Below are 13,688 nucleotides of genomic sequence, written 5' to 3'. Positions count from 1 at the left end.
GTTTGTTCCTGTATAACAACTGACGTCGCGAGCGAGCCGTTTGGTGCTCGCGTCACATGCCCGCCGCGTTTCGGGGGCATCACTCCAATAGAGAGGGGGCGCTATCATGGCCCAGTCATTACCCAGTATCGTTTCCGGCGAAGGCGGCCTCAGCCGCTACCTGGAAGAAATCCGCCGCTTTCCCATGCTGCAGCCGCAGGAAGAGTACATGCTCGCCAAGCGTTACGCCGAGCATGAAGACACTACCGCTGCGCACAAGCTGGTCACCAGCCACCTCAGGCTCGTCGCCAAGATCGCCATGGGCTATCGCGGCTACGGCCTGCCGATCGGCGAAGTGATCTCGGAAGGCAATGTCGGCCTGATGCAGGCCGTCAAGAAATTCGAACCCGAGCGCGGCTTTCGCCTCGCGACCTATGCCATGTGGTGGATCAAGGCCTCGATCCAGGAGTACATCCTGCGCTCGTGGAGCCTGGTCAAGATGGGCACGACCGCCAATCAGAAGCGCCTGTTCTTCAACCTGCGCAAGGTGAAGGGCAAGATCCAGGCGCTCGACGATGGCGACTTGAAGCCCGACCAGATCGCCGAGATCGCCACCAGGCTGAACGTTTCCGAAGCCGAAGTGGTGTCGATGAACCGCCGCCTGTCGGGCGACGCCTCGCTCAACGCCCCGATCCGGGCGAGCGAAGGTGAGTCCGGCGAATGGCAGGACTGGCTGGTCGACGACCACGAAAGCCAGGAAGAGATGCTGATCGAGCAGGACGAGCTGGAAAACCGGCGCGGCATGCTGTCGGGCGCCCTTGCCGTGCTCAACGAGCGCGAGCGGCGCATCTTCGAGGCCCGTCGCCTCGCCGAGGAGCCGCTGACGCTGGAAGAGCTGTCGTCCGAGTTCGACATCAGCCGCGAGCGCGTGCGCCAGATCGAGGTGCGCGCCTTCGAGAAGGTGCAGGATGCCGTCAAGGCCGCCGCCAAGCGCCAGACGCAGGCGCTGCGCACGATCGAGGCGCAGCCGGCGGCGTAGCCGGGATCGGTAATGAAACAAAAAGGCGGCGCCAGGAAACTGGCGCCGCCTTTTTGTGTCTACGGTTGCGCAGGCGATTGGCGAAAACCAGGGCGACAGCCAATCTCCCCCCTTGCGGGGGAGATGTCCGGCAGGACAGAGGGGGGTGTGAAGGATCGCTACTTTTCGGCGTCAGTCACCCAACCGAAAGACTGAAGGCATAGCCACAATTAACTGACAGGTCGGAGGGGCAGCACCCCCCTCTGCCCTGCCGGGCATCTCCCCCGCAGGTGGGGAGATCGGCAGTTTCACCGGCCGCGCCCGCCACAGAAATACTCCTCAAAGCCCATTCAGCGGAAACTTCAGGTACCGCCGGCCGTTGGTCTCCGGTTCCGGCAGCCGCCCGCCATTCATATTCACCTGCAGCGCATGCAGGATCAGCCGCGGCATCGGCAATGTCTTGTCGCGCGCTTCCCGCAAGGCGACGAACTCGGCCTCGGTGTGCGCCGCAACCAGGTGGACATTCTTCGCCCTTTGCTCAGCAACAGTGCTCTCCCAACGCGGCTCGCGGCCACCCTCCTGGTAGTCATGGCCAACGAATACGCGCGTGTCGTCCGGTAATGCCAGGATGCCCTGGATCGAGCGCCACAGCCGCGCCGCGCTGCCACCGGGAAAGTCTGCCCTTGCCGTGCCACTGTCGGGTATGAACAGCGTATCGTGGATGAAGGCTGCATCGCCAACGACGTAGGTGATCGAAGCCAGTGTATGGCCGGGCGAGAACAGCACCTTGACCGGAAGGCTGCCGATCCGAAAGGTATCGCCTTCGCCAAACAGCCTGTCCCACTGCGAACCGTCGGCGGGAAAATCCGGCCAGTTGTAGATCGCCTTCCACAGTTTCTGGACCTCGATGACCCTGTCGCCGATCGCCGTCGGCGCGCCGGTCTTCTCATGAAGATAATGTGCCGCCGAGAAATGATCGGCATGCGGATGGGTATCGAGGATCCACTCGAGTTCCAGTCCGTTTGCCCGGATGAAGTCCAGCAAGGCATCGGCGCTTTTCGTCGCCGTCGCGCCGGACCTTTCGTCGAAATCGAGGATCGGGTCGATGATGGCGCAGCGCTTCGTCGCCGGGTCGGCGACGACATACTGTATGGCTCCGGTCGGCTTGTCGTAAAAGCCGCTGACCAGCGGCTTGGCCAAAGCTGCGTCCAATTTCCGGCCCCCTGCCCATCGCTCCGGCAGGAATGATTTTCTCTGCCGGAATGAACTAAGAGCATGGTCATCTAGCAAGGCGGGCTCGTCAAGCACGCCTTGCCAGAAACAGGACAAAAATCGAAAACGACCGGGTCGAGAAAACCTAGGCCGACGGCTGCTTGGTCTTCCTGAGATAGGGCAGGATTGTCTCGTAAGCGCCGAAACGCTTGATCGCATCCTCGTTGGAAACGGCGGCGGTGATGATGACATCCTCTCCCTGCTTCCAGTTCGCCGGCGTCGCCACCTGGTGTTTAGCGGTCAGCTGCATGGAATCGACCGCGCGCAGGATTTCGTCGAAGTTGCGGCCCGTGGTCATCGGGTAGGTCAGCACCAGCTTGATCTTCTTGTCCGGTCCGATGACGTAGACAGAGCGCACCGTGGCGTTGTCGGCGGGCGTGCGACCTTCCGACGTCTCGCCGGCTCCGCCCGGCAGCATGTCGTAGAGCTTGGCGACCTTGAGATCCTTGTCGCCGATCAGCGGATACTGCACCGTTTGGCCGGTCGCCGTCTTGATGTCGTCCTGCCATTTGCCATGGCTTTCGACCGGATCGACCGAAATACCGATGATCTTGACGTTGCGCTTCTTGAACTCGCCCTCGAGCCCGGCCATCGTGCCAAGCTCGGTCGTGCAGACCGGCGTGAAGTTCTTCGGGTGAGAGAACAGGATCGCCCAGCCGTCACCAATCCATTCATGGAACTTGATCGTCCCTTGCGTGGTCTCGGCGGTGAAGTCCGGCGCGATATCATTGATACGAAGGCTCATGGCATATCTCCCCTGTAAACAGATTCCGCTAGAAGCAAGAGGCGGCAGATCATGCCGCCATCACATGTCCACGCTCCGGCAATCCCCGCATCTTAGCGCAAAAATTGCGACCGCGAGATAATATCAAACTCTTGTCGGCGGCAGAGCGAGAATTTTCATGCTGCCGGCGGCACCGCCAGCGGATGAGAGCCTGGGGTTGAACTCGAAGGCTGCGCTTTGCCTCAGGCCTTGTTGACCGCCAAGGTCGCCGTCAGGTCTTCCATGCGCTGTGCCAGCGCGCCAAGCGCGTTGGTCAGCACGCTGTCGTTCTTGTCGGCCTTGGTCAGCGCATCGTCGCGCGTCTTGCGCAAGGTCAGCACTTCGCTCTCCATGCCCTTGACGCGTTTCTGCAGTTCCGAAAGTTCGTCCATCACCATGATGCCGGCCATCACCGTCAGCCGCTGGTCGCCGATCTCGCCAAAGGAGTCCTTCAGATGCGAGACATAGCGGTCGAAACGTTCGGCAAGGTCGATCAGATGATCTTCCTGGCCTTCGTCGCAGGCCATCCGATACTGTTTGCCGTCGATGGAAACCGTGACTTGAGCCATGAGCCTACCTGTCCAGCCCCCTACCTGTCCAACACAGCGCGGATGGTTTCCATGGCGGTCACCAGCCGTCGCGAGACTTCCTTGTTGGCGTCTTCCAGCCGTTCGGCGCGCGCTTCGGAATTGTCGAGTTCCTGCGCCAGCCGGGAACGGTCGGCATTCATCCGCTGCACCTCGGCCTCGGCTTCCGAGTAATCGCGTTCATGCTCGAGCTTAGCCGCGACGGCGTTTTCCAGCCCCTCGATGGCCTTGCCCAGCCTGGCGATAACTTCCTTGAGTGTGGCTTCCCCGGTCATGGCCTTCGTCCTGTGCCCTGCCCATCACCGAATCGTTCGCGTTCAGAACGCGTTATCCAGGAAACATTAGGCACCGGGTGAAGGCAACGTCAACAAAGCTCTCGCGACTGTCCCCTGCTAACGCTAATGTAGACCCGCCGCCGGCATCACAAGGCCGGCAAATGTGCACCCGATTTGTTGACTAAAAGCGCGCGCCTGCTATGTGTCGCGCACCCTTTTCAAGGGCTCTCCCAAGCCCCCAAACCCCCACTTCTGGAGGAACCATGACGTCGCGTGAACAACATGACCGGATGGCCAATGCGATCCGCTTTCTCTCCATGGACGCCGTCGAGAAGGCGAATTCCGGCCATCCCGGCCTGCCCATGGGCTGCGCCGACATCGCCACGGTACTGTTCACGCGCTTCCTGAAATATGATCCCAAGGCCCCGCACTGGGCCGACCGCGACCGTTTCATCCTGTCGGCCGGCCATGGCTCGATGCTGCTCTATTCACTGCTGCATCTGACCGGCTACGAAGACATGACCATCGACCAGATCAAGCACTTCCGCCAGTTGGGATCGAAGACCGCCGGACACCCCGAATACGGCCATGCCGCCGGCATCGAGACGACGACCGGCCCGCTTGGCCAAGGTCTCGCCAATTCGGTCGGCTTCGCGCTCGGCGAGCGCATCATGAACGCCGCCTTCGGCAACGACCTCGTCGATCACTACACCTATGTGCTGGCCGGCGACGGCTGCCTGATGGAAGGTGTGTCCCAGGAAGCCATCGCGCTTGCCGGCCACCTCAAGCTCAACAAGCTGATCGTCTTCTGGGACAACAACAACATCTCGATCGACGGTCCGGTGTCGCTGTCCGACAACACCGATCAGGTCGCCCGCTTCCAAGCCTCCGGCTGGAATGCCAGCCATATCGACGGCACCGATCCGGAAGCCATCGCCTATGCCATCGAAGCCGCCCGTCATTCCGACAAGCCGACGATGATCGCCTGCAAGACGACCATCGGCTTCGGTGCGCCAACCAAGGCCGGCACCAACAAGGCGCACGGTTCGCCGCTCGGCGCCGAAGAGATCGCCGGCGCGCGGAAGTTCTTCAACTGGGATTCGCCGCCTTTCGATATCCCGGCCGACATCCTCGACGCCTGGCGCACCGCCGGCAAGGCCGGCGTCAAGGCGCGCACCGACTGGGAAGGCCGCCTGGCCAAGGCCGACGCAAAGCTGAAGGCCGAGTTCGAACGCCGAATCGATGGCAAGCTGCCATCCAATTTCGACGCCGTCATTGCCGACTACAAGAAGAAGCTCGCCGCCGACAAGCCGAAGGTCGCCACCCGCAAATCGTCCGAGATGGCGCTGGAAGTCATCAACGGCGCCGTGCCCGAGACCATCGGCGGTTCCGCCGACCTGACCGGCTCCAACAACACCAAGACCAGCCAGACTAAGAACATCACGTCGGACGATTATGGCCAGCGCTATGTCCACTACGGCGTCCGGGAGCACGGCATGGCGGCCGCGATCAACGGCCTGACGCTGCATGGCGGCCTCATCGCCTATGGCGGCACCTTCCTGTGCTTCTCCGACTATGCCCGTCCGTCGATGCGGCTGGCATCGCTGATGGGCATCCGCTCGATCTTCGTCATGACCCATGATTCCATCGGTCTGGGCGAAGACGGCCCGACCCACCAGCCGGTCGAGCATCTGGCCGCATTGCGCGCCATCCCCAACCACAATGTCTTCCGCCCGGCCGACGCGGTGGAAACCGCCGAGTGCTGGCAGATCGCCCTTGCATCGGAAAAGACGCCGTCGACGCTGGCGCTGACCCGCCAGAACCTGCCGACGGTGCGCAACGAATTTGTCGCTGAGAATCTCAGCAGCCAGGGCGCCTATGAACTGGCCGCGGCCAGCGGCGAGGCGGCGGTGACGATCTTCGCCACCGGCTCCGAGGTCGAGATCGCGCTCGGCGCCCGCGACCTGCTGGAAAAGCATGGCCATCCCACCCGCGTCGTCTCGGTGCCTTGCTTCGAACTGTTCGACCAGCAGAGCGCCGACTATCGCAAGAAGACGATCGGCAACGCACCGATCAAGATGGCGATCGAAGCCGGCATCCGCCAGGGCTGGGATCATCTGGTCGGCTCCGACGGCATCTTCATCGGCATGACCGGCTTCGGCGCTTCGGGCACCATCGAACAGCTTTATCCGCATTTTGGCATCACCGCCGAAGCTGCGGCCAAGGCGGCGGAAGCCCGCCTGCATGCCAATTAGGTTCAAAGCCGGCGAAATCGCGCAATGCGGTTTCGCCGGGCTGGCCCAACCTAATCGATTTAAATCCACGTCGCCGCGGCTGGATTCTTTCCGCTTCCGCCGCTATGAAACCGCGGACCCATTGTCTGCCGTCCAGCTCCCAGGGAGAGAATAATGACCGTCAGAGTTGCCATCAACGGATTCGGCCGCATCGGCCGTAACATCCTGCGCGCCATCCATGAATCCGGCCGCAAGGACATCGACGTCGTCGCCGTCAACGATCTCGGCCCGGTCGAGACCAACGCGCACCTCCTGCGCTACGACAGCGTGCACGGCCGTTTCCCGCATGAAGTCTCGGTGTCCGGCGACCAGATCACCGTCGGCAAGGAGGCGTTCAAGGTCACCGCGATCAAGGATCCGACGCAGCTGCCGTGGAAGGAACTCGGCATCGACATCGCGCTCGAATGCACCGGCATCTTCACCGCCCGCGACAAGGCCGCCGCGCACCTGACCGCCGGCGCCAAGCGCGTGCTGGTCTCGGCGCCCGCTGACGGCGCCGACCTCACCGTGGTCTACGGCATCAACCACGACCAGTTGACCAAGGACCACATCATCATCTCGAATGCGTCGTGCACCACCAACTGCCTGGCGCCGCTGGCCGCCGTGCTGCACGAGACGGTCGGCATCGAAAAAGGCATGATGACGACCATCCATTCCTATACCGGCGACCAGCCGACGCTGGACACCATGCACAAGGATCTCTACCGCGGCCGTGCCGCCGCGCTGTCGCAGATCCCGACCTCGACGGGTGCCGCCAAGGCGATCGGCCTGGTGCTCCCGGACCTCAAGGGCAAGCTCGACGGCATCTCGATCCGCGTGCCGACCCCGAACGTCTCGGTCGTCGATTTCAAGTTCATCGCCAAGCGTGCGACCACGGTGCAGGAGATCAACGACGCGGTGATCGCCGCCTCCAACGGCAAGCTCAAGGGCATCCTCGGCGTCACCCATCACCCGAATGTCTCGATCGACTTCAATCACGATCCGCGTTCCTCGATCGTGGCGCTCGACCAGACAAAGGTGATGGACGGCAACTTCGTTTCGGTGCTGTCCTGGTACGACAATGAATGGGGGTTCTCCAACCGCATGGGCGACACAGCAGTCGCCTTCGGCAAGACCATCGCCTGATCGCGGACCCCTCTTTCTCGAGACTTGAAACGCCCGGCTTCGTCCGGGCGTTTTTCATGGGTGCGCCTTGCGCCTTCACAATTGGTGTCCTGAGCGTCAAAACATCCAAAAATCAGCGGCATAGGCAAAAAACCACCCCGCCGCCTTGCACTGGTCATGTCTTCGCCCCACTCTGCCGTAAAGCGAGAGAAAGAGGAATTCGAGGGGCAAATCACGGATGGAGCATGCGATCTATCTCGTCACGCTGGTCGGTACAGCGCTTGTCGTCGCCGCCGCCTTTTCGAGCCTGATCGCCTTCCGCTTCGGCGCCCCTCTTCTGCTCCTGTTTCTTTGCATTGGCCTGGCCACCGGCACCGACGGTCTCGGCATCCATTTCGACAATGCCCGCATCGCCTATTTTGCCGGCTCACTGGCGCTCGCCGTCATCCTGTTCGATTCCGGCTTCGGCACGCCACTCAACGCCTTGCGGCAGGCGGCAGGCCCGGCCCTGTCGCTGGCGACCTTCGGCGTGCTTGTCACCACCGGCCTGTTCGGCGCCGCCGCCCACTATCTGCTCCACCTGACCTGGCTGGAATCCTTCCTGCTCGGCGCCGCTGTCGCCTCCACCGATGCCGCGGCCGTGTTCTTCCTGCTGCGCGCGGGCGAGATCAATCTGCGCGAACGCGTGCGCTCTACGCTGGAGGTGGAATCCGGCACCAACGACCCGATCGCCATCTTCCTGACCATCACCTTGGTCGAGGTAATCGCAGCCCACGCCAACCCAGAGACAAATGTCCTGGTCACCAGCCTGTTCCTCGGCTTCCTCCTCAACATGGGTCTCGGCGCCATCGTCGGCGTGCTCGGCGGCCTCGCCATCGTACGCCTCGTCGACCGGCTCAATCTCGACCACGGCCTGCTGCCGATCTTCGTATTGACCTTGTCGCTGATGGTGTTTGCCGCCGCCGGCGCCATTGGCGGCTCGGGCTTCCTGGCGGTCTATATCGCCGGCCTCATCGCCGGCAACTCCGACATCCGCGCCGTCACCATCCTCAAGCGCTTCCAGGACGGTATGTCATGGTTGGCGCAGATCATCATGTTCCTCATCCTTGGCCTGTTCGCGACGCCGTCGCAGTTTCCGGCGATCATGGTGCCGGCGGTGCTGCTCGGCCTGTTCCTGATGTTCGTCGCGCGGCCGATCGCGGTCTGGCTGTGCCTGGTCCCATTCCGCCTGCCGCGTCCCGAGGTCGCCTTCGTTTCCTGGGTCGGCCTGCGCGGCGCGGTGTCGATCCTGCTCGCCATCACCCCGCTGCTTGGCGGCCTGGAAAACGGCCGCGTCATCTTCAACACCGCCTTCATCATCGTGCTGGTGTCGCTGGTCATCCAGGGCTGGACGGTCGGGCCGCTGGCACGCCGCCTCGGCCTGATCGTGCCGGCGCGCCTTGGACCGCTGGACAAGGTCGAGTTGGAATTGCCGGGCTCGGCGCATCACGAGCTTCTCGCCTATCGCGTCGCACACGGCAGCCCGGTGGCGCGCGGCGAGCGCATCCCGCGCTGGGCACGGCCCTCGCTGGTGCTGCGCGACGGCCGCTCGATGCGCTTCCAGGACATGGGCCGGCTCGCCGCCGGCGACCAGGTCTACATCTTCGTGCCGGATCGCTATCCGCGCCTGCTCGACAAGCTGTTCGCCAGTCGCGCGGTGGTCGATCCCGAGGACGCCGATTTCTTCGGCGCTTTCGCCGTCGATCCGGCACGCTCCGCCGCCGAACTGGAAGTGGCCTATGGGCCCGGCCTCACCGACGCGGAGCAGCAACTGACCGTCGGCGCGCTGGTCACGGCGCGGCTCGGCGGCCATGCCGAATATGCCGACCGAGTGCTCCTCGGCCCGATCGAACTGATCGTTCGCGACGTCGACGACAAGGGCAAGATCACAGGCCTCGGCCTTTCCTTCGAGCCGACCGCGCCGGTGGCGCGGGTGCCGGTTTTCCTCAGCGCCGGCGAAATCGGCGACCGTCTCTCCGCCTTCATCCGCAACTGGCGCAAGCCTACCGAGACGCGGGCGGACGAGGCGCGGGTGGACGAGACGCCGACCCCGGAACCCGCGCCCGAAAAGGCGGCGCCCGGAAACTGACAGCTTCGATTGTCGGCGCTGCCCTTCATCCGGCCACGGCACAAAATCGTGCCGCCTTCAAAAATTCGTTTCGAACCCGGCCTAAGCCTTGCATCGTCGTTGGCGCGGGGTATGGTCCCCCGATTTTTCGCGAAAGGAACCCGAATGGCCGCCTTCAAGACACTCGACGACATCGGCAGCATCAGCGGTAAGCGCGTGCTGGTGCGCGTCGATCTCAACGTGCCCGTCACTGAGGGCAAGGTCACCGACGCCACCCGAATCGAACGCATTGCACCGACAATCGCCGAACTGTCCGGCAAGGGCGCCAAGGTCATCCTGCTTGCCCATTTCGGCCGGCCCAAGGATGGTCCCTCGCCCGAATTCTCGCTGGAGCCTATCGCCAAGGCGACGGCCGACGTGCTCGGCCGCCCCGTTGGCTTCGCCAGTGACTGCGTCGGCGACACGGCGGCAAGCGCCGTCGCCGCCATGAACAAGGGCGATGTGCTGCTGCTCGAAAACACCCGCTTCTACAAGGCCGAGGAAAAGAACGATCCGGCCTTCACCGAACGGCTCGCCGCCAATGGCGACATCTTCGTCAACGATGCCTTTTCCGCAGCGCACCGCGCCCATTCGTCGACCGAGGGGCTGGCGCATCTGTTGCCGGCCTTTGCCGGCCGCACCATGCAGGCCGAACTCGAAGCGCTGGAGAAGGGTCTGGGAAAACCGGTCCGTCCGGTCGTTGCCATCGTCGGTGGCGCCAAGGTTTCGACCAAGATCGACCTGCTGATGAACCTGGTGAAAAAGGTCGACGCGCTGGTCATCGGTGGCGGCATGGCCAACACCTTCCTTGCCGCGCGCGGCACCGATGTCGGCAAATCGCTGTGTGAGCATGATCTCGCCACGACCGCCAAGCAGATCATGATCGAGGCGGCCGAGGCCGGCTGCGCCATCATCCTGCCGGTCGACGGCGTCGTTGCCAAGGAATTCAAGGCGGGCGCGGCCTGCGAGACCGTCGCCATCTCGGATGTGCCGGCGGACGGCATGATCCTCGATGTCGGCGCAAAGACCGTGACGACCATCGGCGAATGGATCGACCGCGCCGCGACGCTGGTGTGGAACGGCCCGCTCGGCGCCTTCGAGATCGCGCCTTTCGACCATGCGACGGTGGCGGCGGCCAAGCACGCGGCTCAACGCACCAGAGCCGGCAAGCTGGTCTCGGTTGCCGGCGGCGGCGATACGGTGGCGGCGCTCAACCATGCCGGTGTCGCCGACGACTTCACCTATGTCTCGACCGCCGGCGGCGCGTTCCTGGAATGGATGGAAGGCAAGCCGCTGCCCGGCGTCGATGTGCTGAGGCGCTGAGGCGATCAACACCAGGAGAGCGAACAAGGACGCCCGAGGCTTTCAATCGATTCGAGCTTTCCGATGCCCTTCCTTTGGCGGTAGACTTCCCTTAAGCGCGGAACGAACCCCTTCAGGAGAAGCAGAATGAGCGAACGTCTCGAAGACATTGCCGCCGCGATCGTCGCCGATGGCAAGGGCCTGCTGGCCGCCGATGAAAGTTCCGGAACCATCAAGAAGCGCTTCGACGTCATCGGCGTCGAATCGACCGCCGACAGCCGCCGCGACTACCGCGAGATGATGTTTCGCGCCAGGGACGCGATGACCCGCTACATTTCCGGCGTCATCCTCTACGACGAGACGATCCGCCAGAAGGCCGCCGACGGCACGCCGCTGGTCGACATCATCAAGGCGGCCGGCGCCATACCCGGCATCAAGGTCGACGCCGGCGCCAAGCCTCTGGCCGGCTTTCCCGGCGACACCATCACCGAGGGCCTCGACGGCCTGCGTGAGCGCCTTGCCGACTATTATAAGCTCGGCGCCCGCTTCGCCAAATGGCGCGCGGTGATCGACATCGATCAGGCCAAGGGCGTGCCCTCGGCCAACTCGATCAACTCGAATGCCCACGCACTTGCCCGTTATGCGGCACTTTGCCAGGAGGCCGGCATCGTGCCGATCGTCGAACCGGAAGTGCTGATGGACGGCGCCCACGACATCGACACGTGCTACGACATTTCGAAGGCGACGCTGATCAAGCTCTATGACGAACTCCATGCGGCGCGCGTGGTCCTCGAAGGCACCATTCTGAAGCCTAACATGGTGCTGGCCGGCAAGAAATCGGGCAAGGTGAGCAGCCCTGAAGAAGTCGCGGAAAAGACCATAAAACTGTTTCGTGAGACCGTACCGGCAGCCGTGCCGGGCATCGCCTTCCTCTCCGGCGGCCAGGAGGACGAGGAAGCGACCGCCAACCTCAACGCCATCAACGCCATCGGCCCGCACCCGTGGAAGCTGACCTTCTCCTACGGCCGCGCGCTGCAAGCCGCGCCGCAGAAAGCCTGGAGCGGCAAGGCGTCGAACGTTGCCGCCGGCCAGGCCGCCTTCACCCATCGCGCCCAAATGAACCATCTGGCGGCGCTTGGAAAATGGAAGGCGAGCCTCGAACGGGCCGCCTGATCACAGCGCTTCCGTATTCCTTCGAACCCGGGCCGATGCGCCCGGGTTTTTGTTTGCGGCCTTGCCGGGCTTGGGATGGAGCCTTCCCGTCTCTATCTCCTTTGCGGCGCTGGAGCATGATCCCGAAAAGTGGAATCCGGTTTTCTCGGACAAACGGAAACCGTTTGTCCGAGATCATGCTCAGACAAACAGCCGGCAATGTCGGTTTGCGCCCATCCCGAACGTCCTTGGGGGGTGGCACGGACACGGAGAGCGTCATGCATCGCAACAAGGTCGTTTCGCGCGAAGACTGGTTCCGGGCGCACAAGGCGCATCTGGCGCGCGAGAAGGAACTGACACGGCTTCGCGAGCGGATCGCGGCTGAGCGGCGTGAACTGCCCTGGCTGAAGATCAGGAAGGACTATGTCTTCGAGACCGAGCAAGGGCCGAAGAAACTGACCGACCTGTTTGCCGGCAACAGCCAACTGATCGTCTACCACTTCATGTTCGGGCCGGGCTGCGGCCATCATTGCGAGGGCTGCTCATTCCTTGCCGACCATATCGACGGCGCCAATCAGCACCTCAGGCATCACGACGTGTCGCTGGTCGTGATCTCGCGCGCGCCGCTGGCGGAACTTCTGCCCTACAAGCGGCGCATGGGCTGGAAATTCGACTGGCTGTCGTCCTATGCCTCGGATTTCAACTTCGACATGCAGGTCTCGTTCACCGACAGGCAGATCGCCGCCGGCGACACCACCTACAATTTCGAGACCCGTCCCCGGACATCGAAGGAGCTTCCCGGCACCAGCGTTTTCTACAGGAACGAAACCGGCGACATCTTCCTCACCTTCATGTCGCGCGCCCGCGGCGGCGAGGCGCTGATCGGCACATATGACTATCTCGACATGACGCCGAAGGGCCGCAACGAAAACGGCCCCTATCACGGTTTGATGGACTGGGTGCGGCTGCACGACGAATATCAGGACCGGCGGGCGGCAAAGCCGAATTGCTGCGACTGAAGGCTTTCAACCGGGCACAAACTTGCGCTAAGGCTGCCCCGATCGTTAACGGTATTGCCATGCACTTCCCGGCCCTCCTCACCTGGCTCGCTTACCCGGTATATGTCTGGCAAGGCCTCGGCGTGCGCCGCCGCACGACGCGCATGCTGCCGGCGCAGGGGCCGGTCATGCATGAAATATCAGGCACGGCGCCGGCGATCTCGCTTCTGGTGCTGGGCGATTCCTCCGCCGCTTCGGTCGGCATCGGCAATTCGGAAAACGGACTTGCCGCGCAACTCGCCGTGCTGATTGCGCAAAACACCGACCGCGCCGTGCGCTGGCGAGCCGCCGGCTTCAATTCGGCGACGTCAGGCCAGATCCGCGACCATGTCCTGCCCAACCTGTCGGCCGATCCATGGACGCACATCGTGCTCGCCATCGGCACCAACGACACCAAGAATTTTCATTCCGTGCCGCGCTTCAAGAAGGAATTCGGCGGCCTGCTCTATGCGCTCCGTGCCAAATGGCCGGAGGCACGGGTGGTGTGGTCGCCGGTGCTGGAGTTCACGCGAGCGCCGGCGATGCCGCCGCTGCTCGGCAAGATCCTCGAGATCCGCGCCACCGAAATGAACCGGATGGGCGAACGCCTCTGCCTGGAGCGCGGCGCGGTGCCAGCGGCGCGCCTGCCGATCACCAATCCCGAGGCGGGCTTTGCCTCCGACGGCTTTCACGCCTCGGAAGCAGGCTACCGCGCCTGGGCCGAGCATCTCGTCGATCCGGTGCTTGCCAGCTGAAGGC

12 protein-coding genes are annotated in these 13,688 nt (G+C 63.4%); 8 read left to right on the top strand and 4 right to left on the bottom strand.

The window, feature by feature from the left end:
* Window positions 1–106: 106 nt before the first annotated feature.
* Window positions 107–1,018, top strand: coding sequence for an RNA polymerase sigma factor RpoH (gene rpoH, locus NKH03_RS01305; protein ID WP_023757412.1), 912 nt, complete (start codon window positions 107–109; stop codon window positions 1,016–1,018).
* A gap of 318 nt (window positions 1,019–1,336) precedes the next feature.
* Here rpoH and NKH03_RS01300 read toward each other — a convergent pair whose 3' ends face one another.
* The 4 genes from NKH03_RS01300 to NKH03_RS01285 all read right to left on the bottom strand — a co-directional run bounded on the left by NKH03_RS01300 (window position 1,337) and on the right by NKH03_RS01285 (window position 3,894).
* Window positions 1,337–2,209, bottom strand: a complete 873-nt coding sequence (locus NKH03_RS01300) for an MBL fold metallo-hydrolase (protein ID WP_352878284.1) — start codon at window positions 2,207–2,209, stop codon at window positions 1,337–1,339.
* 145 nt (window positions 2,210–2,354) lie between these two features.
* Window positions 2,355–3,014, bottom strand: coding sequence for a peroxiredoxin (locus NKH03_RS01295; RefSeq protein WP_352966789.1), 660 nt, complete (start codon window positions 3,012–3,014; stop codon window positions 2,355–2,357).
* Window positions 3,015–3,235: 221 nt separating this feature from the next.
* Window positions 3,236–3,601, bottom strand: a complete 366-nt coding sequence (locus tag NKH03_RS01290; protein ID WP_352871927.1) for a cell division protein ZapA — start codon at window positions 3,599–3,601, stop codon at window positions 3,236–3,238.
* A gap of 20 nt (window positions 3,602–3,621) precedes the next feature.
* Window positions 3,622–3,894, bottom strand: coding sequence for a DUF4164 domain-containing protein (locus NKH03_RS01285; RefSeq protein WP_013529251.1), 273 nt, complete (start codon window positions 3,892–3,894; stop codon window positions 3,622–3,624).
* A 263-nt stretch (window positions 3,895–4,157) separates the two neighbouring features.
* Between NKH03_RS01285 and tkt the strand changes: the two genes are divergently transcribed.
* The 7 genes from tkt to NKH03_RS01250 all read left to right on the top strand — a co-directional run bounded on the left by tkt (window position 4,158) and on the right by NKH03_RS01250 (window position 13,684).
* Window positions 4,158–6,149, top strand: coding sequence for a transketolase (gene tkt, locus NKH03_RS01280; RefSeq protein WP_352966787.1), 1,992 nt, complete (start codon window positions 4,158–4,160; stop codon window positions 6,147–6,149).
* Window positions 6,150–6,302: 153 nt separating this feature from the next.
* Window positions 6,303–7,313: a type I glyceraldehyde-3-phosphate dehydrogenase gene (gene gap / locus NKH03_RS01275; protein ID WP_352966786.1), complete on the top strand. Its 1,011-nt coding sequence runs from the start codon at window positions 6,303–6,305 to the stop codon at window positions 7,311–7,313.
* Window positions 7,314–7,530: 217 nt separating this feature from the next.
* A complete protein-coding gene (locus NKH03_RS01270; RefSeq protein WP_352966785.1) occupies window positions 7,531–9,420 on the top strand; it encodes a potassium/proton antiporter in 1,890 nt (629 codons plus the stop codon).
* A gap of 144 nt (window positions 9,421–9,564) precedes the next feature.
* A complete protein-coding gene (locus tag NKH03_RS01265; RefSeq protein WP_352966783.1) occupies window positions 9,565–10,761 on the top strand; it encodes a phosphoglycerate kinase in 1,197 nt (398 codons plus the stop codon).
* A 126-nt stretch (window positions 10,762–10,887) separates the two neighbouring features.
* Complete coding sequence (locus NKH03_RS01260) at window positions 10,888–11,913, top strand: class I fructose-bisphosphate aldolase (protein ID WP_352966782.1); 1,026 nt, start codon at window positions 10,888–10,890, stop codon at window positions 11,911–11,913.
* Window positions 11,914–12,170: 257 nt separating this feature from the next.
* Window positions 12,171–12,911, top strand: a complete 741-nt coding sequence (locus NKH03_RS01255; RefSeq protein ID WP_352966781.1) for a DUF899 domain-containing protein — start codon at window positions 12,171–12,173, stop codon at window positions 12,909–12,911.
* 59 nt (window positions 12,912–12,970) lie between these two features.
* Complete coding sequence (locus tag NKH03_RS01250) at window positions 12,971–13,684, top strand: SGNH/GDSL hydrolase family protein (protein ID WP_352966780.1); 714 nt, start codon at window positions 12,971–12,973, stop codon at window positions 13,682–13,684.
* Window positions 13,685–13,688: the final 4 nt, after the last annotated feature.

This window comes from Mesorhizobium sp. M1406 (genome assembly GCF_040317555.1).
Lineage (GTDB): Bacteria > Pseudomonadota > Alphaproteobacteria > Rhizobiales > Rhizobiaceae > Mesorhizobium.
The sequence above is the reverse complement of the archived record's forward strand: the minus strand, read 5'-3'. Positions and strand labels throughout refer to the sequence as shown.

Excerpts from the sequence above, each read along its gene's own strand:
- NKH03_RS01255 (WP_352966781.1), top strand. The coding sequence starts at position 12,171 with ATGCATCGCAACAAGGTCGTTTCGCGCGAAGACTGGTTCCGGGCGCAC.
- NKH03_RS01265 (WP_352966783.1), top strand. The coding sequence starts at position 9,565 with ATGGCCGCCTTCAAGACACTCGACGACATCGGCAGCATCAGCGGTAAG.
- NKH03_RS01290 (WP_352871927.1), bottom strand. The coding sequence starts at position 3,601 with ATGGCTCAAGTCACGGTTTCCATCGACGGCAAACAGTATCGGATGGCC.
- rpoH (WP_023757412.1), top strand. The coding sequence starts at position 107 with ATGGCCCAGTCATTACCCAGTATCGTTTCCGGCGAAGGCGGCCTCAGC.
- NKH03_RS01250 (WP_352966780.1), top strand. The coding sequence starts at position 12,971 with ATGCACTTCCCGGCCCTCCTCACCTGGCTCGCTTACCCGGTATATGTC.
- NKH03_RS01285 (WP_013529251.1), bottom strand. The coding sequence starts at position 3,894 with ATGACCGGGGAAGCCACACTCAAGGAAGTTATCGCCAGGCTGGGCAAG.
- NKH03_RS01270 (WP_352966785.1), top strand. The coding sequence starts at position 7,531 with ATGGAGCATGCGATCTATCTCGTCACGCTGGTCGGTACAGCGCTTGTC.
- NKH03_RS01260 (WP_352966782.1), top strand. The coding sequence starts at position 10,888 with ATGAGCGAACGTCTCGAAGACATTGCCGCCGCGATCGTCGCCGATGGC.
- tkt (WP_352966787.1), top strand. The coding sequence starts at position 4,158 with ATGACGTCGCGTGAACAACATGACCGGATGGCCAATGCGATCCGCTTT.
- gap (WP_352966786.1), top strand. The coding sequence starts at position 6,303 with ATGACCGTCAGAGTTGCCATCAACGGATTCGGCCGCATCGGCCGTAAC.
- NKH03_RS01295 (WP_352966789.1), bottom strand. The coding sequence starts at position 3,014 with ATGAGCCTTCGTATCAATGATATCGCGCCGGACTTCACCGCCGAGACC.